General features: G+C 56.1%; 28 protein-coding genes and 1 pseudogene. 19 read left to right on the forward strand and 10 right to left on the reverse strand.

Translation table 11 applies throughout. The features are described from left to right. Positions 1-4: 4 nt before the first annotated feature. The 5 genes and pseudogenes from ACYVRB_RS09885 (at position 5) to ACYVRB_RS09905 (ending at position 4609) form a co-directional block, all read left to right on the forward strand. Entirely contained in the window at positions 5-796 is a 792-nt protein-coding gene (locus tag ACYVRB_RS09885) for an ABC transporter permease subunit (protein ID WP_461215137.1), read from the forward strand. Further along, positions 790-1626 (forward strand): PhnE/PtxC family ABC transporter permease, encoded by an 837-nt coding sequence (locus ACYVRB_RS09890; RefSeq protein WP_461215138.1) that lies wholly within the window; start codon positions 790-792, stop codon positions 1624-1626. Before ACYVRB_RS09885 ends, ACYVRB_RS09890 begins: the two co-directional genes overlap by 7 nt. 18 nt (positions 1627-1644) lie before the next feature. Then, positions 1645-2394, forward strand: a pseudogene (gene phnX, locus ACYVRB_RS09895) (phosphonoacetaldehyde hydrolase); the annotation flags it as partial. Then, positions 2395-3531 carry a 2-aminoethylphosphonate--pyruvate transaminase gene (gene phnW / locus ACYVRB_RS09900; RefSeq protein ID WP_461215163.1) on the forward strand — a complete coding sequence of 379 codons (1137 nt, stop codon included), beginning with the start codon at positions 2395-2397 and terminating at the stop codon, positions 3529-3531. After that, complete coding sequence (locus ACYVRB_RS09905; RefSeq protein ID WP_461215139.1) at positions 3524-4609, forward strand: iron-containing alcohol dehydrogenase; 1086 nt, start codon at positions 3524-3526, stop codon at positions 4607-4609. The genes phnW and ACYVRB_RS09905 overlap by 8 nt, the downstream gene beginning before the upstream one ends. 56 nt (positions 4610-4665) lie before the next feature. Here ACYVRB_RS09905 and ACYVRB_RS09910 read toward each other — a convergent pair whose 3' ends face one another. Together ACYVRB_RS09910 and ACYVRB_RS09915 are read right to left on the reverse strand one after the other, a co-directional pair. Continuing rightward, positions 4666-5268: a sugar O-acetyltransferase gene (locus ACYVRB_RS09910; RefSeq protein WP_461215140.1), complete on the reverse strand. Its 603-nt coding sequence runs from the start codon at positions 5266-5268 to the stop codon at positions 4666-4668. After that, complete coding sequence (locus tag ACYVRB_RS09915) at positions 5246-5929, reverse strand: TerC family protein (RefSeq protein ID WP_461215141.1); 684 nt, start codon at positions 5927-5929, stop codon at positions 5246-5248. Before ACYVRB_RS09915 ends, ACYVRB_RS09910 begins: the two co-directional genes overlap by 23 nt. Before the next feature lie 254 nt (positions 5930-6183). On the opposite strand from ACYVRB_RS09915, the gene ACYVRB_RS09920 reads away from it, so the two are divergent. After that, positions 6184-6873, forward strand: coding sequence for a DMT family transporter (locus tag ACYVRB_RS09920; protein WP_461215142.1), 690 nt, complete (start codon positions 6184-6186; stop codon positions 6871-6873). Then, entirely contained in the window at positions 6874-7077 is a 204-nt protein-coding gene (locus ACYVRB_RS09925; RefSeq protein WP_461215164.1) for an EamA family transporter, read from the forward strand. 56 nt (positions 7078-7133) lie between these two features. Here the strand turns inward: ACYVRB_RS09925 and ACYVRB_RS09930 are convergent, their stop codons facing one another. Continuing rightward, positions 7134-7511 (reverse strand): winged helix-turn-helix transcriptional regulator, encoded by a 378-nt coding sequence (locus ACYVRB_RS09930; protein WP_461215143.1) that lies wholly within the window; start codon positions 7509-7511, stop codon positions 7134-7136. Positions 7512-7628: 117 nt separating this feature from the next. Here ACYVRB_RS09930 and ACYVRB_RS09935 point away from each other — a divergent pair, with 117 nt between their 5' ends. Together ACYVRB_RS09935 and ACYVRB_RS09940 are read left to right on the forward strand one after the other, a co-directional pair. Continuing rightward, the gene (locus ACYVRB_RS09935) at positions 7629-8807 is read left to right on the forward strand and encodes an MFS transporter (RefSeq protein WP_461215144.1); all 1179 of its coding nucleotides are present in this window, start codon (positions 7629-7631) and stop codon (positions 8805-8807) included. A gap of 34 nt (positions 8808-8841) precedes the next feature. Next, positions 8842-9288, forward strand: coding sequence for a GNAT family N-acetyltransferase (locus ACYVRB_RS09940; RefSeq protein WP_461215145.1), 447 nt, complete (start codon positions 8842-8844; stop codon positions 9286-9288). Positions 9289-9342: 54 nt separating this feature from the next. Here the strand turns inward: ACYVRB_RS09940 and ACYVRB_RS09945 are convergent, their stop codons facing one another. Both ACYVRB_RS09945 and ACYVRB_RS09950 read right to left on the reverse strand, forming a co-directional pair. Further along, positions 9343-10110, reverse strand: a complete 768-nt coding sequence (locus tag ACYVRB_RS09945) for a putative ABC transporter permease (RefSeq protein WP_461215146.1) — start codon at positions 10108-10110, stop codon at positions 9343-9345. A 27-nt stretch (positions 10111-10137) separates the two neighbouring features. Next, positions 10138-10374 carry a hypothetical protein gene (locus ACYVRB_RS09950; RefSeq protein WP_461215147.1) on the reverse strand — a complete coding sequence of 79 codons (237 nt, stop codon included), beginning with the start codon at positions 10372-10374 and terminating at the stop codon, positions 10138-10140. A gap of 83 nt (positions 10375-10457) precedes the next feature. On the opposite strand from ACYVRB_RS09950, the gene ACYVRB_RS09955 reads away from it, so the two are divergent. Further along, positions 10458-11051: a DUF1801 domain-containing protein gene (locus ACYVRB_RS09955; protein ID WP_461215148.1), complete on the forward strand. Its 594-nt coding sequence runs from the start codon at positions 10458-10460 to the stop codon at positions 11049-11051. Positions 11052-11712: 661 nt separating this feature from the next. Here the strand turns inward: ACYVRB_RS09955 and ACYVRB_RS09960 are convergent. Then, the gene (locus tag ACYVRB_RS09960; protein WP_461215149.1) at positions 11713-12210 is read right to left on the reverse strand and encodes a GNAT family N-acetyltransferase; all 498 of its coding nucleotides are present in this window, start codon (positions 12208-12210) and stop codon (positions 11713-11715) included. 310 nt (positions 12211-12520) lie between these two features. Between ACYVRB_RS09960 and ACYVRB_RS09965 the strand changes: the two genes are divergently transcribed. The 4 genes from ACYVRB_RS09965 (at position 12521) to ACYVRB_RS09980 (ending at position 15327) form a co-directional block, all read left to right on the forward strand. After that, a complete protein-coding gene (locus ACYVRB_RS09965; RefSeq protein WP_461215150.1) occupies positions 12521-13219 on the forward strand; it encodes an EAL domain-containing protein in 699 nt (232 codons plus the stop codon). Positions 13220-13439: 220 nt separating this feature from the next. Then, entirely contained in the window at positions 13440-14105 is a 666-nt protein-coding gene (locus tag ACYVRB_RS09970; RefSeq protein ID WP_461215151.1) for an EAL domain-containing protein, read from the forward strand. Between the two features lie 203 nt (positions 14106-14308). Continuing rightward, positions 14309-14527: a P8 family protein gene (locus ACYVRB_RS09975; protein ID WP_461215152.1), complete on the forward strand. Its 219-nt coding sequence runs from the start codon at positions 14309-14311 to the stop codon at positions 14525-14527. 170 nt (positions 14528-14697) lie between these two features. Next, the gene (locus ACYVRB_RS09980) at positions 14698-15327 is read left to right on the forward strand and encodes a LysE/ArgO family amino acid transporter (protein ID WP_461215153.1); all 630 of its coding nucleotides are present in this window, start codon (positions 14698-14700) and stop codon (positions 15325-15327) included. Here the strand turns inward: ACYVRB_RS09980 and ACYVRB_RS09985 are convergent. After that, positions 15324-16130 carry an HAD family hydrolase gene (locus ACYVRB_RS09985; protein WP_461215154.1) on the reverse strand — a complete coding sequence of 269 codons (807 nt, stop codon included), beginning with the start codon at positions 16128-16130 and terminating at the stop codon, positions 15324-15326. The genes ACYVRB_RS09980 and ACYVRB_RS09985 overlap by 4 nt on opposite strands. A gap of 53 nt (positions 16131-16183) precedes the next feature. Here ACYVRB_RS09985 and ACYVRB_RS09990 point away from each other — a divergent pair, with 53 nt between their 5' ends. Further along, the gene (locus tag ACYVRB_RS09990) at positions 16184-16813 is read left to right on the forward strand and encodes a pentapeptide repeat-containing protein (RefSeq protein WP_461215155.1); all 630 of its coding nucleotides are present in this window, start codon (positions 16184-16186) and stop codon (positions 16811-16813) included. Positions 16814-16890: 77 nt separating this feature from the next. Here the strand turns inward: ACYVRB_RS09990 and ACYVRB_RS09995 are convergent, their stop codons facing one another. Continuing rightward, complete coding sequence (locus ACYVRB_RS09995) at positions 16891-17469, reverse strand: TetR/AcrR family transcriptional regulator C-terminal domain-containing protein (RefSeq protein ID WP_461215156.1); 579 nt, start codon at positions 17467-17469, stop codon at positions 16891-16893. A gap of 112 nt (positions 17470-17581) precedes the next feature. On the opposite strand from ACYVRB_RS09995, the gene ACYVRB_RS10000 reads away from it, so the two are divergent. Continuing rightward, entirely contained in the window at positions 17582-19630 is a 2049-nt protein-coding gene (locus ACYVRB_RS10000; RefSeq protein ID WP_461215157.1) for a KUP/HAK/KT family potassium transporter, read from the forward strand. A 175-nt stretch (positions 19631-19805) separates the two neighbouring features. Further along, complete coding sequence (locus ACYVRB_RS10005) at positions 19806-20543, forward strand: glycosyltransferase family 2 protein (protein WP_461215158.1); 738 nt, start codon at positions 19806-19808, stop codon at positions 20541-20543. On the opposite strand, the gene ACYVRB_RS10010 is transcribed toward ACYVRB_RS10005, so the two are convergent. Together ACYVRB_RS10010 and ACYVRB_RS10015 are read right to left on the reverse strand one after the other, a co-directional pair. Beyond that, positions 20496-21179, reverse strand: coding sequence for a DUF554 domain-containing protein (locus ACYVRB_RS10010; RefSeq protein WP_461215159.1), 684 nt, complete (start codon positions 21177-21179; stop codon positions 20496-20498). The genes ACYVRB_RS10005 and ACYVRB_RS10010 overlap by 48 nt on opposite strands. A 56-nt stretch (positions 21180-21235) precedes the next feature. After that, positions 21236-22030, reverse strand: a complete 795-nt coding sequence (locus ACYVRB_RS10015; protein WP_461215160.1) for a MerR family transcriptional regulator — start codon at positions 22028-22030, stop codon at positions 21236-21238. Between the two features lie 82 nt (positions 22031-22112). On the opposite strand from ACYVRB_RS10015, the gene ACYVRB_RS10020 reads away from it, so the two are divergent. Further along, positions 22113-22937, forward strand: coding sequence for a pyridoxamine kinase (locus ACYVRB_RS10020; RefSeq protein ID WP_461215165.1), 825 nt, complete (start codon positions 22113-22115; stop codon positions 22935-22937). A gap of 20 nt (positions 22938-22957) precedes the next feature. After that, positions 22958-23509: an ECF transporter S component gene (locus ACYVRB_RS10025; protein WP_461215161.1), complete on the forward strand. Its 552-nt coding sequence runs from the start codon at positions 22958-22960 to the stop codon at positions 23507-23509. Positions 23510-23640: the final 131 nt, after the last annotated feature.

A 23640-nucleotide genomic window follows, 5' to 3' on the forward strand; every position in this document is an offset into this window, starting at 1 on the left:
CGACATGAATCAAGCACAATTTTTCCGCCGCAAGCAGTTGCGCGAATTAGCCGCGTTGCTGATCATCGCGGCACTGTATGTGATCGCAAGCGTCGGCCTGGGATTCAACCAAGGCGCCTTGTTGCGGGTCCACACCGGGTTCGTCTGGATGGCGCAGAACTTCATGCCGACGGCGGCGTCGCTTGGGGCCTTGCAAACGATCTTGTATCAGCTGTGGCGGACGTTTGTGATCGCCGCGGCGGCCGCTGGCGTCGCCGGCGGGTTGAGCTTGTTGCTGGCGGTGTTGGGGGCGCCTAATCTGGGCAAGCGGCCGGCCGGGCTGACCGCGCTGATTCGCGGGTTTGCCTCGGTGTTGCGCAACATCCCAATCATTGCCTGGGCGCTGATCTTGTTGTTTTCGTTCAAACAAAACGAGCTGACCGGCTTTCTGGCGTTGTTTTTGATGAACCTCGGCTTCTTGACGCGGGCGTTTTTGGAAACGATCGAAGACTTTGACACCGGCAAGCTCGAGGCGTTGACCGCCACCGGGGCGAATCCGGCCCAGGCGCTGGTGCAAGGCTTGCTGCCGGAGATCGCGGTGCCTGCCATCGAATGGTTGCTGTACATGGTGGAAAACAATGTCCGTGACGCGACGCTGGTCGGCTTGCTGACCGGGACCGGGATCGGGTTCTTGTTCGACCTGTACTTTAAGAGCATTAACTATCCTGCCGCCGGGTTGGTGGTGATGACGCTGATCGTTTTGGTCATCGCCTTGGAACTAGGATCCAGCTGGATCGAAAGGAGACTGACATGCTAGATACACGCATTGTTGAAGCCCCCGAACGCCGACAAGCGCCGGCTGTGCGGCCGAAAAACCGCCGTCAGCAAACTTTACGATTGTTTCTGGCCGGGATCACGGCGTTGACGCTTTACGGCGTGGTGTCGGTGATCCCCACCCATTTTGACCTGTGGGCGGCGACGGCAAGCTTTTTCAGCCACTTGAAGCTGATGTTTTTGCAACCAAACGTCGGTAACGACAGCGTGGCCAAGCTCGCCGTGGCGTTGTTGCAAAGCATCGCGCTGGCGCTAGTCACCACCGTGTTAGGCGCGGCGTTGGGGCTGGTTTGCGGGTTGATGGCCGCGCAAAACATCGCCCCGCGTTGGCTGGCGACGATCGTCAAAAGCGTGATGGCGTTCGTTCGCGCGATTCCCACGATCTTGTGGGTGCTGATCTATTCGGTGGCGCTGGGGCTGGGTCCCGACGCCGCGGTGGTGGGGTTGACCTTCCACAGCATGGCCTATCTGGCCAAGGTTTACGCCAACACGATCGAAGAGATCCCGGCGCAAACGATCGAGGCGCTCAAGGCCAGCGGTTGCGGGTTGCTGCCGGTGTTGACCCAGGCAGTGTTGCCGTCTTTGGCGTCGCGGCTGTTGAGCTGGACGTTCATCCGCTTTGAGATCAACTTCGCCAACGCAGTGGTCGTCGACGCCGCGGCAGGCGCCGGCGGCATCGGCTACCAGCTGTATGTTGCCAGCAACTTTTATTTCAATTTCAACGAAGTCGGCCTGATCGTCTATTACATCTTGGCGTTCGTGTTCGTGCTAGAATTCATCGGTTCGCGGCTGCGCAAGCACGTGATCGAGTGAGTGTTTCAGGAGGAAACCATGACCATTAAAGCAGTTGTATTTGATTGGGCCGGCACGACGGTCGATTATGGCAGTCGTGCGCCGATCATCGCGTTTCAGCGCGCGTTTGCCCATTACGGCATCGACGTGGCAGAAGACGTGATCCGAGCAGACGTTGGGCTGGATAAGGCCCAACACATCGCCAAAATTTTCGCAGAGCCCAGCACCTGGGCGGCCTGGGTGGCGACCGGCCACACCGCAGATCGCGACGCGGCGATCGACGAAGTCTACGCCCAATTTCAAACCGAGATCAAGCGCGTGTTGACCGAAACCGCCGCGCTGAAGCCAGGGTTGAAGGCGCTGTGTGCTTACCTTGAACAAAAAAATATTGCGATCGCGTCGACGTCCGGCTATACCGCTGACATGATCGCCCAAGTCGCGCCAGTGGCGGCGGCACAAGGCTATCACCCGGTGCTTAACGTGACGTCAGAGCAAACCGGCGGCGTCGGGCGACCGGCTGCGGCGATGCTGACGCATGCCATGAAGGCGCTGGGCATCACCGACCCGCAAACCGTGCTGAAGATCGGCGACACGGTCAACGATATCCATGAAGGCACTAACGCCGGCGCGATCAGCGTCGGGGTGGTGGAAGGCAGTAACGTCATCGGGCTGTCAGAGGCGGAATTTGTCGCCTTGTCTACACAAGAACAAGACCGCCTGCGCGAGTTGGCCCGCGAGACTTTTGAAGCCGCCGGGGCTGACGCGACGGTGACGACCTTGGCAGACGTGATGCCATTGATCGAACGGCTGAATCACCAAGCCCCACTGTTGTTGACGCCGGGGCCGTTGACTACCACCGCCAGCGTCAAAGAGGCGATGACGGTCGATCACGGCACCTGGGATCCGGAATACAAGGCGGTAACCCAAACCATCAGACGCGCACTGTTGGCGGTCGGCCACGCAGACCCCGAGATTTACAGCAGCGTTTTGTTGCAAGGCAGCGGCAGCTACGCCGTAGAGGCGACGCTGCAAACCGCAATGCCTGAAGATGGCGTCTTGTTGATCGCCATGAACGGCGCTTATGGCCAGCGGATGGCGCAGATGGCGGCACGGTTAGGGATCCAACACATCGCGATCGACTTTGGGGAAACTCATGTGGTCTCGGCCCAAAAGGTGTTGACGATCCTTCACCAGCATCCAGAAGTCACCCATTTTGCTATGGTGCATTCTGAAACCACGACCGGCATCTTGAACCCACTGGTGCCGCTGATCCCCGAGCTCAACGGTTTGGGCATCACGACCATTGTCGACGCGATGTCGAGCTTTGGTGGGGTGGTGATGGATCTGGATGTCTTGCAAGCCGATTATGTGATTTCCAGCGCCAACAAGTGTATCCAAGGCGTGCCTGGGTTTGCCTTTGTGATCGCCAACAAGGCTCGCTTGGCTGAATGCGCAGGTAACGCCAGCAGCCTAAGCCTGGACCTGTATGATCAATGGCGGTGTTTTGAAGACAACGACGGCAAGTGGCGGTTCACCAGCCCGACGCACACGGTGTATGCGTTCAAGACGGCGTTAGAAGAACTAGTCGCAGAAGGTGGCGTGGCCGCAAGAAGCAAGCGGTATGCGGCCAACGAAGAACGCCTGCGCGCCGGCATGGCAAACCTGGGCTATGCCCCTTTGATCCATGAAGACGTGCAGTCTCCGATCATCACCAGCTTTAAATATCCTGACGCGCACTTTGATTTCAACGGCTTTTATGAAGCGCTGAAGGCCGCGGGCTTTATTATCTATCCCGGCAAGGTGTCGCAGTCGCCGACGTTTCGGATCGGCAACATTGGTACGGTAACGGAAGCCGATATCGACCGCCTGCTGACCGCGATCGCCGCATATCCCCAAGTGCAAAGCGAAGTCGTTGCCAATGGTTAAAGTGAATGTAGCGTCTGGAGAACTGATCGCAGCGCTGACGGCGGCGCTTGAGTATGCCGGCTGTCGCCGACCGTTGGTGGTGTGTGACGAAGCAATCAAAAATCGTCCCGAGATCGTCAACTGGTTGCGGCCTTATGCGCAATTTTCACAGTTTACCCCGAACCCCAGCGACCGTCAGGTGATTGCGGGCATGGCCCAGTTTGCGCTAGGGGATTGCGACGGTCTGGTGTCGCTTGGCGGCGGCAGTGCGATCGATGTTGCCAAGTGCATCAAGGCCTTTCAAGGCGTGCAACAGGCCCCGGTCGTCGACCAGCCGTTGCGACAAAACGCCTTGCCCCATATCGCGGTCCCGACCACGGCAGGTACCGGCAGCGAGGCCACGCCGTTTGCGGTGGTTTATCGCAACGGCCGCAAACGCTCGGTCCAAGCACCGTGGCTGACCCCCACCGTGGCTTTGCTCGCACCAGAATTGCTGACGACGCTGCCGGTTTATCAGCGGGCGTGTGGCCTGTTAGACGCGCTGAGCCAGGCGATCGAATCCTTTTGGTCGCAGGCCGCAACGGCGGCAAGTCAGGCCGATTCCCGGCAGGCGATCACAGCGATCATGCGCAATTATCGCGACTACATGGCAGACGACTTGCAGGCCCAAGACGCGGTGATGCAGGCCGCCCATCTGGCAGGCCAGGCGATCGCCATCACCACAACGACCGGCGCTCACGCAATGAGCTACGGGCTGACACATCGCTATCATATCGCCCATGGGCATGCCGTTGCGCTGTGTCTGCCGGTGGTGTGGCGCTACATGCTCGAGCATCCGGAATCTTGGCGGCATCCGCGCGGAGAAGTTTACCTCGCAGATTGTTTTGCCAGCCTGGGAATCATGCTTGCCGGCACGCCGGAAACCGGCTTGACCGCTTATCAAAACCTGGTTGCCAGCCTCAACCTGCCCAAGCTTGACGCCACGCCAGAGGCTGCGGCGGAACTGGCCGCAGCCGTCAATGAACAGCGTCTGGCCAACAATCCCGCGACGCTAACGCCGGCGACACTCACGACGCTGTACCAAACGATCTTGGCATAAAAAAACTGATGGTGACGATATCCAGATCCGGATACCGCCGCCATCAGTTTTTTGATTTATAAGTCGTGCCAGTCGATCCGCCGCCCTTTGGCGTAGAATTCGCGATCTTCGGCGTTGATCGCACGCAAGACGCGGGCGGGATTGCCCACCGCCACCACGTCTTGTGGCAGGTCGTGGGTGACGACGCTGCCGGCGCCGACGACGGTGTTGTCGCCGATGCTGATGCCGGGCAAAACGATTACCCCGGCCCCGAGCCAGCAGTTGCGGCCGATTGTGATCGGGAGGTTGTATTGATAACCGCGGGCGCGCAACTCCGGCAACACTGGATGGCTTCCTGTCGCCAGCGTCACATTGGGGCCAAACATCGTGTTGTCGCCGACCGTGATCCGGTCGTCGTCGACCATGGTCAGGTTGTAGTTGGCGTAGATGTTGTGGCCAAAATCCGCATGGTGGCCGCCCCAGTTGGCATGCAGCGGGGCTTCTATGTAGCAGTCGTCCCCAATGGTATGAAACATCTGCTGGAGCAAGTCACGTCGTTGGGTCTGTTGGCTGGGAAGTGTCTGGTTGTATTGCGCCTGCAGATCTTGATAGTGCAACTGCTCGGCCATGAGCTCCGGGTCGTTGGGCAGATACAGCTTACCGTCTGATAGATGGGTCATCTGGGTTGACCTGCTTTCCTTTTTTAGGTTGGTTGCGCAGTCGGTGGATGACTAACGTGGCGATGAACGCGACGAGCACGAAGATCGAAAAGAATGTGTTCGACACTTCGATCCCGATGGCGGGAAGACTTAGGCCCAGCTTGACGGCGATGAAGCCGATCAAGACATAGGCCATGTACAATAGCTCGGGCACCTTGGCGAGCAGCACGATCATGCCTTGGGCGACAAACCGCATGGCCAAGATCCCGATCATGCCCCCGATCAACACGATCACCGGGTTGTTATCGATCGCCAGCGCCGTGAGGATCGAGTCGATCGAAAAGACAAAGTCTAAGAAAACGATCGCGGCGACGGTTCCCCAAAACGAATGCGCTTTGGCGGTCGTTTCTTCTTCGGGCTTGGGGTTGTGTTGTTCCCAGAAGAAGTGCAGCGACATCCACAGCAGGTAAGCCGCGCCTAAAGCCTTGATCGCCCAGAACTTGATCAAGAAACTGCCTAGGCCGATGGCGATAAAGCGCAGGATGTATGAGCCCCAAAGCCCCCACATCAAAGCGGAATGTTCCTTCTTCGGATCGCCTAAGGTGGCGGTTTGGGCGGCCAAAACCACCGCGTTGTCGACTGACAACAGGCATTCCATGATGGCCAAGGTCAAGATGGTCATTAAGCCGGCGCCGGTCATGACCGCCGCGTGCCAGTCTGAAGCCTCAAAGAATGGGGCGTAAAGTCGAATGAGCGTATTGATAATGGTTCCCCCTTTTAGAATCTATGGCATACATTATAACCTAAAAATCTCATGAGAAAACGATAAATGTTTTCCAATGGTTGAAAACCCGTTAGTTGTGTTACGCTGGTGGGCGTAATCGATTATATCGCACCGCCAAGGCGGTGTGGTGAACGGATTGAGGAGGAGATCGGGTGCGGATCACAAAAACGAAGGCCAATTTGATGTTGCTACTGGCGGCCATCATCTGGGGTGCGGGGTATCTTTTCAGCAAACAGGCGACCAACGCCGGCATGCACGCCGGGTTGATCAACGGCATCCGCGGGCTGATCTATGCCGGGTTGGCCTACGCGTTCTTCCATCAGACCATCAACAAGATGAACAAGCGCGACTTCACGGTGGGGCTGATCGCCGGCACGATCAATTTCTTGGGCTATCAGTTGCAGACGATTGGCTTGATGTATACGACGCCGGCCAACAACGCGTTTTTGACCGCGATCTATGTCGTCATGATCCCGTTTATCGTCTGGTTGTTTTTCCGGCAAAGGCCTGTCCGCAAGGCTTATGTCGCGATCGTGATCTGCATGATCGGCATGGCGTTTTTGACCGGGGTGTTTCAACATGGCCTCAGTCTGCATCTGGGCGATTTGTTGACGATCGTGTCTGCGCTTTTCTATGCGCTACAGATCGTGTATTTTGGCGTCGTCACCGAATCGAGTCCCTGGATCTTGGCATTCATGCTGGGGTTAACGCAAGGGACGTTTGGGCTCATCTGGAGTGCGCTGTTTGAACGCGGGACCTATGCCGGCGTCGATTGGCAGGCGGGACTGTTGCCGGTAATCATTCTCGGGATCGTGTCGTCGTTTGGCGCGCAGACCCTGTAGCTGGTCGGTCAGCGCTACACAGACCCGACACCGGCGGGGCTGATCTTGATGACCGAGTCGATGTTTGGTAGCATTTTTTCCGTCGTGTTTGGGTTCGAACCGTTCACCTGGGACCTGTTGATTGGCGGGGCGCTGATCGTGTTGGCCTTGGTGGTGATGCAAGTCGGGTTCCGGCGGCTGTGGCTGTTTCGGCGCAGGACTTGATCATATGTAGAGCCGCAAAAGGCGTGTGGCTGGTGGCACACGCCTTTTGCATCGGCTTAATCATCAGTAGGGGTCAGCTTGACGTCGTCGCGATGGATGAGGGTGATGGCTTCCCCGTTGGCACGGCGCTCGTCGATGTTGTGCTCGCCCCAAGTGCACAAAGCACTCAAGATGCCGTTGAGACTCTTGCCGCGTTCGGTCAGGCAGTAGTCGACGCGCGGCGGCACCTGATTGTAAACATGGCGGTGGACGATCCCGTCGGCTTCGAGCTCACGTAGTTGTTGCGTGAGCATTTTTTGGGTGATGTTGGGGATGGCCCGGCGGAGCTCTCCGGTGCGCATGACGCCGTGGCGCAGGTGACACAAGATGATGGGCTTCCACTTGCCGCCAATGATCGCCATGGTCGCTTCGACACCAATGTTATAAGTTTGCATAAGGTCCTCCTTGGGATAGGTACTTTTTGGTACGTACAGCACTTATTAGTGCGTAATTGCGGAAATATCCCTGATCATTATACTTGTTTTTTGTAAGAAAAACATCTGGAGGACAATATGGAAACTACTTCTACGCATTCTCGTACCGCTACTTGGACGTTGTTGGCGCTGGCACTGTCTGCTTTTGCCATCGGGATGACCGAATTTATCTCCGTCGGGGTGATGCCGTTGCTGGTCACGGCGTTTGGCGTGCGCTTGAGCACCGCCGGATTGACCGTGTCGGTCTATGCGGCCGGGATCATGATCGGCGCTCCGTTACTGACAGCAAAAACCGGCCGTGTGCCTCGCAAGGCATTGTTGTTGGCCGTGATGGTTACCTTTGTGATCGGCAATCTAGCGACGGCCTTGGCGCCTAACTTCTGGCTGTTGCTGGTCGGGCGGGTGATCTCCGCTTTTGCCCACGGGCTATTCATGGCCGTTGCGACGATGATCGCGGCTTCGGTTGTAGCCGCAGACCGCCGAGCGAGCGCCATTGCCACGATGTTTACCGGGCTGACGGTCGCAACCGTGACCGGGGTGCCTCTGGGGACGTTCATTGCCCAGCATGCGAGTTGGCGGCTGGCGTTTGGCTTTATCGCAGTATTCGGTGTCGTGGCACTGTTGTTGAATTGGTTATTGGTGCCTAACGACTTGCCGCAGCCGGCAACTGGCCGCCGCGGTGGGGTGTGGCGCTTGCTGGGCGATTCGCAGGTGCGGGCCAGCTTGATCATCACGGCACTGGGCTACGGGGCGAGCTTCCCAGTCTACACTTATATCTCTGCCATGTTGGCACGCATGGGTTTTGATGCCAGCGCCACTGTGATTTTGTTGTTGTTCTATGGCTTGGCAGTGGCGGTCGGCAACACGCTTGGTGGCAAGTTCGCCAACCACCGGCCGTTGCACGCGTTGGTCAAAATGTTTGCCGCGCTGACTGTTGTGATGATCGCGATGTTGTTTGGACTGGCCAACACCGGCGTCGGGTTGTTCTTGTTACTGGCGATGGGGCTGTTGGCGTTCATGAACGTGCCTGGGTTGCAGTTGGTGGTCATGCAGGCGGCCGAGCAGGCGCTGCCTGAAGATACGCAACTTGCCTCGGCGCTGAACATTTCCGCGTTTAATGTCGGGGTCATGGGCGCAAGCTTTATCGGTGGGCAATTGCTCAACCACTGGGAGCTGATGGCAACACCTTGGGGCGGGATCTTATTCAGTCTAGGGGCGCTGGGCTTGACGGCATGGTTGGCGCGCCAAGAAGCCTGATGGCGTGGTAAGATGGCTTCTGGGAGGAAGCCTAATGACAACGATTGCGATCAAAGAGACGAATGAACTTACCCCACAGGAGCTGTTGACGATCATGGCAGCGCGTATCGCCGTGTTTGTGGTGGAACAAGACTGCCCTTACCAGGAAGTCGACGCCAAAGACCAAACTGCGCGGCACGTGATGTTGCTGCAAGCAGGCGAACTGGTGGCATACGCGCGCATTATTCCCCACGATGATGGCGTGCATCTCTCGTTTGGCCGCGTTCTGGTGGTGGCTAAGGCCAGACATCAACACCTCGGACGCCAGTTGGTCCAAGCGACATTAGCCGAGATCCAGCGCCTGTATCCAAACCAAGGAGTGTTGATCCAGGCGCAAGCCTACCTGCAGGCATTTTATGCCAGCTTCGGGTTCAAGCCGGTGTCTGCCACTTATTTAGAAGACGGCATTCCCCATTTGGACATGCTGTTGCATGGGAACTGACCAAATTAAAACGCGCCAACACCACGGTTGTGATGTTGGCGCGTTTTTGCATGTTCAGTTTTTGTCGTTGTGACGCTTTTGCTTGAGCTGGTTGATCAGGTCTTCAAAATCTTGCCGCGGGGTGCGCGTATCGCGCAGCTGCAAGTTAGGAAAACTGCGGACCAGCCGGCGTTGCACGGCGTTGAGGTGTGGCAACTTGGCATCTTCGCGATAGGTTTCGAGCCAATCGCGCTGGGTGTCGAGTTTTTCGCGCAGTTCTGCTTTCTTGGCTTCGATGGCATCGCCCACGCGCTTGGTCGCAGCACCAAAGGCCAACGCATTGGCCAGCGTGAAGCCGAAGTCGAACATGCCGCCGGCGATCAGCACAATCGCCGCGAAGATCCCGTAATGGCCGGCCAGCCACAACACAGCGGTGGCGACCAGTGGGTGGATGAACTTGACGATCACAACGACGCCCAGTCCCCAAAAAGCAGAGATCGGTAAGGCGACGCGGCCGTTGAGATTGAGGGGGACCTTGGAATAATCCCACCACCGCGCGTGAAACAGTAGCTCCATCAGCCAACTGGTGAGATATTCGATGATCGTCACCACCACCGCAGAAGCGAGGTATAACACCAACAAGTTATTTTGAAAAGGGGCGATGGCGGCGAGCACGGCGATCATCGAAAAGCCGTAAACCGGGATGATCGGGCCGTTGAGGAAACCGGAGTTCACCCAGTGGCGTTTTTGGACGCTGACATAGCCTGACTCCCACACCCAGCCGACGAAGGCATAAGCGAAGAAGTACAGCACCCACAGCGTGAAGACTTGTTGAAAAGGCATATACTCGCTCCTTGAAATGGATTTTCTTCAGTGTACCACGCTCATCGCGTTGGAGAAATATAGGGAACCCGATCTGCGGTGGCCCCGATGCTGGTGCCGACGACGTAATCTGCCTTGGCGAGTTGCCTGAGGGCTTCGCTTTTGCCGGTGACCATCGCGCGGCGGTAGGCTGGCGTCGGCTTGGCTGATCCCGCGGGCAAGCAGTAAGGCGATGACCTGCTGTCCTAATGCCAGCAGGTGCTGATCGAATGCAGATGCGCGCAACTTTTTCCCCTCCTCCCAACAAGAAGACGTCTGGATATGGTACTTTGTAGACAAGCATCAACAAAAAATTGGAGGTTGCCACCATGACGGTGATCACAGACTATATTCAAGCCCAACAACCTGTCGCCCAGCCACACCTGCAAGCGTTGTATGAGACGTTAAAGGCGGTCCTGCCAGATGCTGAGGAGCGGATCAGCTATGGCATGCCGGCGTTGTGGCAGCAGCGGGTGCTGGTGTATTTCGGGACCAACAAGACCCACGCTGGCTTTTACCCAACCGCCGCCCCGATCGCGGCGTTTGCCAATGAACTCAAGGCCTACCCGACGTCCAAAGGCGCGATTCAATTTGCCTATGACCAGCCGCTACCGCTCGATCTGATCACGCGCATTGCCCGCTACCGGCTCGCACACGCTGATTTGCACACGCCGCCCAAGCGCCGCGCGGTCGTGCCGGTTCCAGAAGCGATCGCCCAAGCCATGGCAACTGCCGGGGTGGCCGAAGCATTCGTGGAACGGCCGCAATATCAGCGGACAGACTATCTCAACTGGATCGCCCGCGCCAAACAACCCGCAACTAAACAACGCCGCTTGGCTCAGATGCTAGCTGAACTAAGCGAGGGGGATGTCTATATGAAGCGACCTTGGTCACCACGAGTCAAGCCTGATGCTAAGCTCTGATCTAACGCTGTCCGGCAGCGTAAGTCTTCTTTGGTATGTGTTTTGGATGGTGGTATAGGCCCGGACGGTGTGCACTACAGACAGATATGGCTGGAACGGTGCGCGGCGCTCGGGAGCTAACTCTCCGCTACGCTACGAGTGGATCTCCCTCGACGCCGTTGTTGTAGGTGGCAAGCCACCAACAACAATGTCGCGCCTGAGCCATATCTGTCTTCCGCGCACCCCGTCCTTACATTTGTGTCCTAAATATCCTAAGTGGCAATTTCTGAGGCTAGAAACATTAGATAGTGACTGATAATTCATTTGTTGCACCATATTCACAGCGTGCGACAACCCGCTTGTCCGTTACACTATACGATCCTGATACGTAGAATCCAGGGTATGGGCGAAAGTGACGGAAGCAGGTCAATCTGACGTGGTGAGATGGCTGTTGGCGACTTGTCGCCTACAGCCAAGCGCAGGTGGAGATCAACTTCGTCGCAGACGAAGTTAGCTCCGCCGAGCACCCTCTCCACGTCAGATTGAAGCCTGCTGGAGTCGCTTTCGCCCGCACCGACAGCTTACTGGTCTACCCAACACCGAATGCTTACGCTACCGGACAACGATAGTGTTTAAAGACGATAACACGCCACTTCTTTAATGAGAGGTGACGTGTCTGAAGCTAGTTGAATTTTTTGCCGAGGATGTCGAGGCTACGGCGTTGGTCGTCCATTAAGGCGACGTCGGGCAGGTGGGCCCAGCGTTGGAAGCCGTTGCGGGCGAACAAGCCTTGGCTGGCGGCGTTGTGGGAAAAGACAAACGCGACGAGTGTGTCCAGATCAAGCCGGGGCAGTTGGGTGGCGACAAAGTCCAAGGCTTGCTGGCCGAGGCCGTGATGTTGGAAGGCATCGGCGATGTAGATGCTGATCTCTGCGGTGTGGTTATATGCCGGCCGACCGTAGAAGGACTCCAGGCCGACCCAGCCGGCGAGCTGGTGGTCGACGTTGATCGTCCACAGCGGACGGCGGTCATGGTTATAGGCCGCAAACCACGCTTCTTTGTCAGCGACGGTGACGGGTTTGAGGTCAGCGGTCGCCAGCCGGCCGGGAATGGCCTGGTTGTAGATAGCAACGATCGCCGGCAGTTGGGCGTGAGTGGCATAGGTGAATGTGATGGCCATAATTTTCTCTCCTCGAATCATGTTGTGCCCATCATACAGCACAATGGCGCCGTCAGGCAAAAGCTGATAGAGGCCGTCGCGGCGGTGCTTGACGAGAGTGTACGCCTTGCGTAGAAGAAACTCGTAAATAGATAAATTTTTTTGTAGCATTTTACCTATTAGCTGTGTATAATAGACTTATTCAAACATCAGAAAAAATGCTCAAGTTCGGAATGATTCCGAGCATACGACCCGCACATGAGAGAGACATGTTCGGGTCGTTTTATTTTCTTGTGTATTGGGTAGGGTGAATCATCTTGGAGGTGACAGTGTGTATACGGTTTTTGCACAACCTAAATATTCTATGGCTAAGTCGTATGGCGAACCCGTTGGTTATGAGTTATTCATCAGGCAATGGCGCAATGGGCGGTGGCAGATTCCAGATCCGTTGACCGGCATCGGGGTGCTCACGCTGAACAATCTGTTGCGGCAAACAATCGCGCAGATGCCAGATGGCATCGAGTTGTTGTCGTTCAATCTGGAACAGGCGCAGTTTATCGATCCGGCGTTCACGGCGATGATTGCCAGCGTCCAGCGGCACACCGACATCACGCTGTATACCGAGCTGACCGAGCGCATTGGCAAAGACGTCACCGCCAAGCAGTTATTGGCCGCGGCTAAGCGTTTTGCCGCCTGCGGACTTGCCGTTTGCATCGATGATGTGGGCACCGGGCAGAACTCGCCGGCGCTGGTGATGTTGCTGAACGATTACATCACCGAGTACAAGTTTGCCTTCCAAAACTTCCGGCCGATTTCATCGGTCAACGAGTTGGCGCCACAGTTGAAGTTTTGGACCGAGATGGCGCAACAACAAAAAAAGTTGCTGGTTTGGGAAGGCATCGAATCCAACATCGAACTGGCGCTGTTGACCGCGCGTTATCCTGGGGATTATCTGCAGGGATACTTGTTTGCCCACCAGGCACGCTTGGAAGACGTCTTGTACGAGCCGTTCGAAGTCAGTGGTAGCTAGTCGAGACGACGAATCACTATCGGCGAAATTTTTTCTAATTATATTGTGTGCCCGGCAAACGTCGGCTATACTTATACTTGTAAACAAATAGCGTTATCGGCTTCGGTGACGCAGACAATAGTAACCTGCTCAAGTTCGAGAAATCGAGCATACGACCCGCACATGAGAAAGACATGTTCAGGTCGTATTTTATTTTATTGGTGCATTGGGAGGCATGAGGATGTTCCGTTTCTTTGGACAGCCAAAGTTTGATTTAAATCCAGATAATCAAAAACCGATTGGCTATGAGCTGTTTATTCGTGAATGGCGCGATGAGCGCTGGGTGTTGCCAGAAGACTTTAACAAGCTGTCAGCACCGATCATTGAAAAATTGTTGACGCAGATCGTGGCAGTCGTGCCGGACAATATCACGATGTTGTCGTTCAATTTGGAGCAAGATCAGTTCGTCGATCCGGCTTACATGGCGATGGTATTGCGCATCGAGGAACACACCAAGTTGCGTTTGTTCATTGAATTGACCGAGCGCGTGGCGCCATGCGTGACGCAAGCTCAGCTGGTAGCGGCGGCTCAGCGCTATGCAGACGCGGGGCTGTTGGTCTGCATCGATGATGTGGGTACCGGGCAAAATACGCCACAGATGGTCTTGCAGATGGGCGATTCTGTTGCGGAATACAAATTTGCCTTGCAGAATTTTCGGCCGTTCAAGACGATCGATGACATCAAAGACGAGCTCGACTATTGGTACGACCTGGCCAAGGCCAACCACAAGTTTCTCGCCATCGAAGGCTTGGAAACCGACGCGGAATTTCAACGGATTCGCCAAGATTATCCTTGCGATGTGGTTCAAGGTTATTTGCTGGGCAAGCCAGCGCTGCTTGACGTTTAAACCCATCGCCCAAGCGCCCCTGCACCGGATTCGGTCGACCGAATCCGGTGCAGGGGCGCTTGTGTGCGGGAGAGGTGCGAATGAATGAGAAAAATCGATTTAGCAATCAGTTCGCCAAAGTGCTAATTTAGTTGTGCCATAATCCAGCAAAAGGACTATAATGTACTTGTAAGCAAGAAAAAATATGTGGAGGTAATTGAATTATGGCAGCAGTAGTCGAGAAGACATTAGTGTTGGATCAGCCTATGAACGCGGTATTCGATTGGAGCGACGATGAGACGCCTGTACGCGACGCTTTGTGGAACTTCTACATGGAACAAAACGCTAAGGATACCGTTAAGACAGAAGAGCAAATGAAGCCGTTGCTTGACGAATCCGACGACGAGGTCAAGGCCTTGGCCGAGAAGTTGTTGAAGAAGTAATTTGGCGTTGACAGTGGCTGTTAGGTCAGCTAACATGATAATCAATTAAATCGCTATTGGGTTGTGGTGTCGTCGGGCACGCAACTTAGGCATCCACCTCACGATCGGAGGCACGGCGCATTGCGTCGGAAGATCGTGGGGTGGATGCCTTTTGGCGTTATAGGGGGATTATGATGTTAGCTGTTTACCTTCGAGGGTTGTTGGTCTCGATCGCACTGGTGAGTTCCATCGGGATGCAAAACCTGTTTGTCTTTAATTCGGCCATGGCCAACCGTTTACGCCGGGCTATGCTGATCTGTAGTTTCGTGTGGCTGGCGGATACCACGCTGACGGTGGTGGCGTTTTTGGGCATGGGGGCATTGATCGAGCGCTTCGCGTGGCTGAAGCTGTTGATTCTGCTAATCGGCGGCGGCATCGTGGTGTGGATGGGCATCGGGATCGTGCGCGGGGCCAACGCCACTACCATGGACGGGGCGGCCAAGCCGTTGCCACTCAAAGAAGCCTGGCTGGCGGCCTGGGCGGTGGCGTTTGCCAACCCACAGGCAATCATCGACACCAGCGTTTCCTTCGGTGCGATGCGCAGCAGTCTGGCCAGCGGTGAGGTGTTGCCGTTCTTGCTCGGGGTGTTGACCAGCACGGCGCTGTGGTTTTTCGGGGTGACCTTGATCATCGGCATCCTCAAAAACCGCCTGCCGCGGCGGTTTTTGTTGTGGTTGAACCTGATTTCCGGGACCATCGTGACGATTTACGGCTGCACGCTGATCTGGCATGCGCTCACCATGGTGTTGGCATGGTTTTAGCCCAGCAAAAAGCGGTGGATCCCGCGGCCGACGCCGTCTTGATCGTTGCTTAAGGTGGTGTATTGGCAGGCGGCCAGCACCTCGGGTTGCGCATTGGCCATGGCGATCGGCGTCCCGACGAGGGTTAACATGGGCAGGTCGTTATGCCCGTCGCCAAACGCGGCGGTGGTTTCCGGTTTTAGCCCGGCGGCTTGCAAGATGTAGCGAATGCCGGTGGATTTTAATGCCTGGGCGCTGGTAATTTCCAGATAAGCGTCGCCGGATCGCTGGATGGCAACGCCTGAAACGTGTAGGCTGTGAAGGTAAGTCACTAACGCTTGCATCTGTTCGGCGTCAAAGCAGATCATCATCAGCTTGAAAACAGTGAGGTGATCTGCGTCTTCGATCGCAGACACCCGCAGCTCCGGGGCCTGTTCGGTCAGCCGCTGCTCGTAGCGGATGCCTTCATCGATGCGTGGCGTGTACCAGTGCTTGCGGTCGTAGAAACTCAGGCTGACAGTTGGAAACTGGTCTTGAATCGCGTGCAACAAGGTGTGCGCGGCGTTTTTTCCGATTGGCGCTTGGACCAGCGGCGTGAAGGCGCCGTCGTCTGGGCGAAAAATCAAACCGCCGTTGAAGGCGATCTGCGGGCCGGTGAGATGTAAGCCGGTGATGGCTGGTGCCATCTCGATCGGGGCACGCGCAGAAACCAGCGTGAGCGGCAGGTGCGCGTCTTGAATCAGTTGGGCGTTGGTGGCAGTGAGGCGGCCGGCGCTGTTTAACAGTGTGCCGTCCATGTCTGAAAAAATGTGGGTAATCGTCATAGTAACTCCTTTATTATCATTCACTACCAAGTCTATCATATAGGAGGAAATCCATGCAGGAACCGAGGATTCAAGCTGAGCTGACGCCGGCAAGTTTGGCAGATTGGGAGGGAGAAGACCCTTATCTCAACGGTTGCAAGCTTTGCAACGACAATGCCACCAAGGCTTGGCTGCACCACCCGACGATCGAAAACAGCCGCGTCGAGCACGTCGACTTCACCGCGCTACAGGCGGAACGCTTCGAAGCCAGCGACGTGGTGTTTCACAATTGCGACTTTGCCAATGTCGACCTCAGCGAAGCGACCTTGTACCGCGTGCGCTTTGACCAGTGTCGCCTGGTCGGAACCAACTTGACGCGCTGCTATGCGGCCAACGTGCAATTCAACGAGTGTCAGATGACGCTGGCGTGGTTGCCCGAGGCGACCTTAAAAACCGTCAGCTTCAAAGATTGCCGCCTGGAGCGGGCAGAGCTCAGCGAGGTCCACGCCACCAAGCTGGGATTTGATCATTGCATGATTGACGGCCTCGGGTTGTTTGGCACGCGGCTGTTAGGCATCGATGTGGCGACTTGCGACTTCACCACGATCGAGGCCAATGCCACACAGTTGCGCGGCCTGCATGTCACCAGCGAACAAGCCGCGGCACTGGCGGCGCGCTATCTCGGCTTGGCCGTCAGCGATTGAAAACATCAACAGCTCTGCACGGCGATTGTAGGATCGCGATGCAGAGCTGTTGGTGTTTTGAGTGGCTGAAACAACGCTCATGAGCGGCCGTCGACGACTTGGAGCCTGCGTGCCCGCAACAAAAACCCGTTGATGCCATCTTGAATGTAGGCCTGCAGGTTGGCGGTTTCTTGGGCGATGGTGACCGGCGCTTCTGCCAGCAGCCAGGCTTTGATGCCGGCCAACAGCGCGTCGCCAAGCATCGTCTTGAGAAACTGACAGTACTGCGTGTCGATAATCACCTGTTCGGCGTCACCCATGGTCTTAAAAATATCTGCGACCATGTTTTGCAGGTGGGTCTGGATGATCTGTTCTGGGGCGTTTTGTTCGTCGATCGTCAACACGCGCTGGTAAAAGGCGCGGTTGGTGCCAAAATAGGCGACGATGCTGGCGACGGTTTGCGGCCAATATTGATAATGGCCGCAATAATGAGCCGCTTGGGCGACTTCTGTGGCGTAGATCTCGCCTAACACGTCGTATTTATCGCGGAAGTAATCATAGAAGGTTTGCCGCCGCAAGCCTGCCACCTGCATGATCGTGGTGACGTTGATGTTGGCAAAAGGCTGGCTGACCACCAAGCGCTTGGTGGCATCTTCGATCTTGGTTTTCGTATCCATAACACACCCCCTTTTTTCATCATAACCGTCGCTAGTTTGTGGTGCAAGATTGTGTTTAGCCGGTCAACGCCGTATAGTGAAACCACTGATGTTTGTCAAGGAGGGATCGTTTTTGGCTTTAAAGAAAAAGGTGTCATTGGCAGGGCTGTTGATCACATTGGGGATCGTCTATGGCGACATCGGGACCAGCCCCCTTTACGTCATGAACGCCATCATCGGCGATGCCGGTTCTGTCGGCGCGTTGCGGCCGGATTATATCATCGGGTCGGTGTCGTTGATCTTCTGGACCTTGATGCTGTTGACGACGATCAAGTATGTCATTATCGCCATGAAGGCAGACAACAAAGGTGAAGGCGGAATCTTCGCGCTGTTTGCCTTGGTCCGCCATCGCGGACGGTGGCTGGCGGTGCCGGCTTTGGTCGGTGGCGCGGCGTTGTTGGCCGACGGCACGCTGACGCCGGCGGTGACGGTCACCAGTGCGATCGAAGGGTTGAAGGGCCAGCAATTCGGGCGCTTCATCTTCTCCAATTCCCAAACCGTGGTGATGGTGATCGTGGCGGTCATTATTTTGGGCATCTTTATGATCCAAAAGGCCGGCACCGCCAGCATCGGGAAGCTGTTCGGACCGGTCATGCTGATCTGGTTCAGCTTCTTGGGTATCGCCGGGTTCCTACATATGACCACACATCTGGAGATCTTAAAGGCGCTGTCGCCGGTGTATGCCATCAGAGTCTTGTTCAGCCCGAACAACAAAGTCGGGATCTTCCTATTAGGGAGTATCTTCTTGGCGACGACCGGGGCCGAAGCGTTGTACTCAGACATGGGGCACGTCGGCAAGAAAAACATTTATCTGACCTGGCCGTTTGTCTACGCGATGTTGATGCTGAATTATTTTGGTCAAGGCGCTTGGCTGTTGAACCACGCCCAAGACGCAGCTTATCGCGGCTTGGAAACGATCAACCCGTTTTACGCAATGCTGCCTAGCGGGTTGCGGCCGGTGGCGATTGTATTGGCGACGTTTGCCGCGATCATTGCCAGCCAGGCCTTGATCACAGGCTCCTTCACCTTAGTCAATGAAGCGGTGGGGCTGAAGTTCCTGCCAAAGATGACGATTCGCCATCCCAACAACACCCGCAGTCAGATCTATATTGGCTTGGTCAACTGGTTTTTGTGCGTGGTCACGCTTGGGATCGTGGGCTTCTTCAGGACCTCTGAGCATATGGAGGCGGCATACGGTTTGGCCATCACGGTCACGATGCTGATGACGACCTTGTTGCTGTTCGAGTTTTTGTCTTCGCACGGCTCCAGGGTGCGGGCGGCTGTCATTGCCGGGTTCTTTGCGGTGATCGAAGCCATTTTCCTGGTTGCCAGCCTGACCAAGTTCATCATGGGCGGCTATATCACCTTGCTCATCATGCTGTTGATTTTGGGCATCATGGTGGTGTGGTATTTTGGCAACAAGTTCCGCGAGCAGTATCAAGACGAGTCCGAATATGTCACCTTGACGGATTACCTCGGCCAGCTACAGGCGCTTGCCAACGATGAAAGCATTCCGATGCTGACGACCAACCTGGTGTATATGACCAAGGTCAAGCCGGGCTATCGGCTGAAGCGTACCACGATGTATTCGATCCTCGACAAGCAACCTAAGCGTGCCAAGGTCTACTGGTTCGTGACGGTCAACGAAACCGATTCGCCTTGGGACATGCACTACACTGTGGACATGATGAAAACCAATAACGTCGTCTCGGTGCAACTCTACCTGGGCTTCCGGTGTTCGCAACACGTCAACGTCTACATCCGTCAGATCATCAACGACTTGTTAGACGCCGGCATCTTGGCACCGCAAGCGCCGGTTTACTCGACCATCCGCAACCGGCGGGTCGGGGACTTCCGCTTCGTGATCATCGGTGAAAAGCCGGCAGGACTCTTGGCCGCAGACAACATTCCAAACTGGCAAAAGCGCCTGATCTCTGGGCGGTTGTTCATGCAAAACATCACGACGACGCCGGCCCAGTGGTACGGCTTGGAATTTGCCAACGTGATCGAAGAAACGGTGCCACTGTTTATCGAAAGTCCGCTGCGACCGCGCTTCGATCACTACGAAGTGTACAACCGCAAAGACGGCAAGCCGATAAATGATGATACGATTAACAAATAATGGCTAAATGATGTGATTTGCAGCTGTCAAGGCCGGCAAGAACCTGGCAAAATGCCGGTTTCATGCGCTTGCTGGACGGCCGCTAGCTACCATAGGCAAATCTTTGCGTCAGCACAAAAGGCGCGTCATACTAAACTCACTTCGACGCTTGGCGTCTGACAAGGAGGAGTTTAGCATGACGCGTCTTTCTTTGGTGGTTCCGATCTATCAATTAGGGAAGTATCTGGCCCCGATGTTGGCAACGGTAGCGGCGCAAACAGTCGATTTTGAATTGTGGTTGGTGCTGGACGGCACGACCGATCAGTCCGCGCAGGTGGCAACCGAATTTGTTGACGGGCATCCCGATTGGCACGTGCTGGCGTTGCCAAAACACAGCGGCATCAGCCGCGCGCGCAACGTCGGGCTGGCGCACGCGACCGGGGATGCCGTGGTGTTTGTCGACGGCGACGACGAGCTGGCGCCGGATTTTGTTGAGACGCTGGCCGCTGGCTTTGGCCAAGGCGTGGTCGCCACCACCGTCGGTTATCGGTGGTGGGGTGGTGGCGTGTCGCGTTCTCGCGGCTGGGAGGTGTTAGATCAAGCGCAGATGTTTGCGCAGGTGTCTCAACACGGCACGGCGGTCGGCGGGTATGTCTGGAACAAGGCGTTTTTACGCAGCGCCATCGGGGATCTACGGTTTGATGAGTCGCTACGTCTGGCAGAAGATTATTGGTTCACCGCGAGTTTTGTCGCGGCCAACGCCGGGCGGTATCTGTTTGATCCGCAGGTGCGCTACACCAAAGTCATGCGTCCAAACAGCACCATCCACACCGCCGGCTACAGCGGGCGGGCGCAAGAAGCCGTGGTGTTTTCTAAGATCGCGCGTTTAGGCGAACACCTGGATCACCGCGACGACAATGACTGGAACGGCTAACGCCGGCAAGAGGTTCAGCGTCTTGATCGGCTTGAGCCCGAGAATGCTGATGCCGCTGGCCAAGATCAACACGCCGCCGACGATCGACAACTCGGTGAGCATGGCGTTGGAGATGGCGCTGTGCAGCAGTGTCGCCAATAAAAAAATCCCGCCTTGCCAGCAAAATAAGATCGGTGCGGCGAGAATCATCCCGATGCCAAAATTGGCGGCAAGGACTGTTGAGGTGACTGCATCTAGCATCCCGTTGGTTAACAGCATCGTGATGTCGCCGTTCAACGCGGCCGTGATCGGGCCGACGATCGACAGCGTCCCGATGCAATAAAGCAACACGCCGGTGGCGAGGCCTTGAGCCAGGCCCGCCTGGCCTTGAAACCGCCCCAGCAAATGGTTGAAGTGGCCGTCGAGATCGAAGTGGCTGCCGATCAGTGCCCCGATGGCGAGGCTGGCGATGAACAACACCGGGTAGTGGCTGTTTTTCATGTGGGTCAAAGTCGTGTTCAGGCCGATGGCAATGACCGCCAGCCCCAACGCTTGCATGACCATGTCTTTGGTGGCAGGCCGCATCCCCTTGCGGAAAATGGCGCCAATACTGCTACCAATGATGATCATCGTGGTGTTAAAAATCGTGCCTAACATGTTGTCCTCCAATAGAAGTTGATGATGCTATTGTAAACACTCCTCTAACAGGAGAGTCAACGCTGAATCGGGATCTGGATCTCGGTGCGATAAGCGGCCGGGTCGCTTGAGATGTCTTGATCGATGATCGTGCGCTCACAGGCAAAGCCGCTGACTGTGGCGTTAAGTTCTGCGATCTGATTCAACAGTCGGCGGTAATAATCACCGGCTTGCGTGTGGTCGCCGTTGAATCTGATGCAGGCGTATTCGCCGGCCGGCAACGTCGCGGTAGTCGTGTCGTTGGTTTCCACCAAGACGAATAAGCCGCTGTAATCCGCGAAGCGGCCGTCAAGCAAGGCGGCTTGATCGAGCAACAGGCCGACGCCACCGATGTAGATCGCCGCGTTGCTTTGCATGCGGCGTAAGGCCAACTCCAGCTCGTCGTTGTGATGGATCGGCGTGTCGAGCCTGACGATGTTGCGTTGTGGCAAAAGCTGGGTGAAGGGCTGGGCGACTGGGGCCTGGGCAGCAGTTTGGATGTCTGCGATCCGCGCTTCAAGTTGGGCATCGATGCGATGAAGCGTCGCAATCTGGTGGTGGATCTGTTGGCGTTGCGTCGCCAGCATCGCCAAAAAAGAATCGGTGTGCGGCTGTGCCAAGTGGGCCTGGATCGTTGCCAACGAAAGCCCGAGCCGGCTGAGGTATTGGATGGTGTTCAACCGCTCAAACTGGGCGACAGTATAATAGCGATAGCCGCTGGCGGCATCGACGCGGGCCGGCTTGAGGAGGCCAATCTGATCATAATAGCGTAGGGTCTTCACTGTGGTGGCGTTCAAGGCCGCCATCTGGCCGATCGTGAATTCGTTTTCCATAGGCTTCACGCTAGCACGATTTTCTGAAAAAAACTAGTATTCGCAAGAATTTTCCCTTACAATTGGTGACACGACAAGGAGGATTATCGTGAGTGTGATCATTAGCCAAGATCTTTCTGGCGTCGGCCAGGTGTCGATGACCGTGGCGCTACCGTTGCTGACGGCGATGCGCCAGGATTGTTATGTGTTGCCAACGGCGCTGTTGTCTGCGCATACCGGTTTTGCAGGCAGCACGTTTGCTGACTTGTCGCCGCAGATGCCGGGTATTTTGACGCATTGGCAACAGCTGGGGTTGGCGCCTGATGGCTTGTTATTGGGCTATCTTGGTGCGCCTGCGTTGGCGGTGTGGCAGCAATGGTTGCCGCAGTATCACAGCCTTGCTGTGCGGGTCATCGATCCGGTGATGGCAGACGACGGCAAGCTGTATCGCGGTTTCGGGCCAGAATACGTGGCCGCCATGCGCGATTTGGTGGCTCAAGCCACGGTAATCACACCTAATCCCACGGAAGCGCAACTGTTACTCGACGAACCGCTACGCGATAAGCCTTGGGATGAAGCCGCGGCCAAAGCGTTGGCCGAGCGGGTCGCGGAACGTTTTGGCGTCGCCGTGGTGGTTACCGGTGTGGCGTTAGACCATGGCAGCATCGGCGTCGTTGGTACCGATGGCGCCCAGTCGTGGGTGTTGCGCCACCGGCGGTTTGCCGGGCATTATTTTGGCACCGGCGACATCTTTGCCAGTGTCTTGTGCGGCGCCTTGCTCAGCCGCCGCGGCCTGCAAGAAGCCTGTGATCTGGCCGCGACCTTTGTCACTAAGGCGATCATCAGCACGCTTGCCACCGTTCGCGATCCGCGCATGGGGGTCGATTACGTCGCGGACCTGCCGTGGCTGATCGCACAGCTACAATAGTGTTTAGTAGGGGGAAAAAGATGCAACGAACCAACAATTTACGCAAACTTGTCTTCACTGGCTTGTTTGCCGCCATTATTTTTATCGGGATCTCTGTCTTACGCATTCCGCTACCGGCTTTGGTCGGCAAGCCTTTCATTCATTTTGGCAACACCTTGATGGTCTTGGCCATCTTGTTTTTAGGTGGACCTTATGGCTTTGTCGCGTCAGCGATCGGGCTGGGGGGCTTTGACCTGCTCAACGGCTATGCCGCGACGTCTTGGTTGACGGTGTTGGAATGTGCCGTCATGGCGATCGTCGTGTCGCGTCTGTACCGCGGCTTGCGCGATCGCCGCGGCGATCTGAGCGCCACGCGAATCATCATCATCAGTGTCACCGCCGGCATCACCAAGATCATCACCAGTTACCTGGTGTCGATCGTCGAAGCCTTGATGGTAGGGACCAGTTTCAAGGTCGCCATCGTCGCCAGTTTCTTGAGCCTGACGTCTGCGACCATCAACGCAATCTCAACGGCAATCGTCGTGCCGATTTTGTATGCCGCCTTGCACCGGGCGTTCAAAGCGCGCGTGTGAGCGAAAAAACGGGTCTACACTTTCTGGTGTTGGAGAAATCCAACGCCGAGAGTGTAGGCCCTTTTTAAAATGACAAATTAAAAGGACACCTACAAAGCTACCCATGCTATGCTCTAAGCGTCGAAACCAAA

This window comes from Lacticaseibacillus boliensis, assembly GCF_054784775.1.

Coding starts and splice junctions, on each gene's coding strand:
- ACYVRB_RS09990 (WP_461215155.1), top strand. CDS start 16,184: ATGCAGGAACCGAGGATTCAAGCTGAGCTGACGCCGGCAAGTTTGGCA.
- ACYVRB_RS09975 (WP_461215152.1), top strand. CDS start 14,309: ATGGCAGCAGTAGTCGAGAAGACATTAGTGTTGGATCAGCCTATGAAC.
- ACYVRB_RS09985 (WP_461215154.1), bottom strand. CDS start 16,130: ATGACGATTACCCACATTTTTTCAGACATGGACGGCACACTGTTAAAC.
- ACYVRB_RS09935 (WP_461215144.1), top strand. CDS start 7,629: ATGGAAACTACTTCTACGCATTCTCGTACCGCTACTTGGACGTTGTTG.
- ACYVRB_RS09940 (WP_461215145.1), top strand. CDS start 8,842: ATGACAACGATTGCGATCAAAGAGACGAATGAACTTACCCCACAGGAG.
- ACYVRB_RS09955 (WP_461215148.1), top strand. CDS start 10,458: ATGACGGTGATCACAGACTATATTCAAGCCCAACAACCTGTCGCCCAG.
- ACYVRB_RS09885 (WP_461215137.1), top strand. CDS start 5: ATGAATCAAGCACAATTTTTCCGCCGCAAGCAGTTGCGCGAATTAGCC.
- ACYVRB_RS09980 (WP_461215153.1), top strand. CDS start 14,698: ATGATGTTAGCTGTTTACCTTCGAGGGTTGTTGGTCTCGATCGCACTG.
- ACYVRB_RS09915 (WP_461215141.1), bottom strand. CDS start 5,929: ATGACCATCTTGACCTTGGCCATCATGGAATGCCTGTTGTCAGTCGAC.
- ACYVRB_RS09890 (WP_461215138.1), top strand. CDS start 790: ATGCTAGATACACGCATTGTTGAAGCCCCCGAACGCCGACAAGCGCCG.
- ACYVRB_RS10025 (WP_461215161.1), top strand. CDS start 22,958: ATGCAACGAACCAACAATTTACGCAAACTTGTCTTCACTGGCTTGTTT.
- ACYVRB_RS09970 (WP_461215151.1), top strand. CDS start 13,440: ATGTTCCGTTTCTTTGGACAGCCAAAGTTTGATTTAAATCCAGATAAT.
- ACYVRB_RS09995 (WP_461215156.1), bottom strand. CDS start 17,469: ATGGATACGAAAACCAAGATCGAAGATGCCACCAAGCGCTTGGTGGTC.
- ACYVRB_RS09960 (WP_461215149.1), bottom strand. CDS start 12,210: ATGGCCATCACATTCACCTATGCCACTCACGCCCAACTGCCGGCGATC.
- ACYVRB_RS09930 (WP_461215143.1), bottom strand. CDS start 7,511: ATGCAAACTTATAACATTGGTGTCGAAGCGACCATGGCGATCATTGGC.
- ACYVRB_RS09910 (WP_461215140.1), bottom strand. CDS start 5,268: ATGACCCATCTATCAGACGGTAAGCTGTATCTGCCCAACGACCCGGAG.
- ACYVRB_RS10015 (WP_461215160.1), bottom strand. CDS start 22,030: ATGGAAAACGAATTCACGATCGGCCAGATGGCGGCCTTGAACGCCACC.
- phnW (WP_461215163.1), top strand. CDS start 2,395: ATGCCATTGATCGAACGGCTGAATCACCAAGCCCCACTGTTGTTGACG.
- ACYVRB_RS10005 (WP_461215158.1), top strand. CDS start 19,806: ATGACGCGTCTTTCTTTGGTGGTTCCGATCTATCAATTAGGGAAGTAT.
- ACYVRB_RS09905 (WP_461215139.1), top strand. CDS start 3,524: ATGGTTAAAGTGAATGTAGCGTCTGGAGAACTGATCGCAGCGCTGACG.
- ACYVRB_RS10010 (WP_461215159.1), bottom strand. CDS start 21,179: ATGTTAGGCACGATTTTTAACACCACGATGATCATCATTGGTAGCAGT.
- ACYVRB_RS09945 (WP_461215146.1), bottom strand. CDS start 10,110: ATGCCTTTTCAACAAGTCTTCACGCTGTGGGTGCTGTACTTCTTCGCT.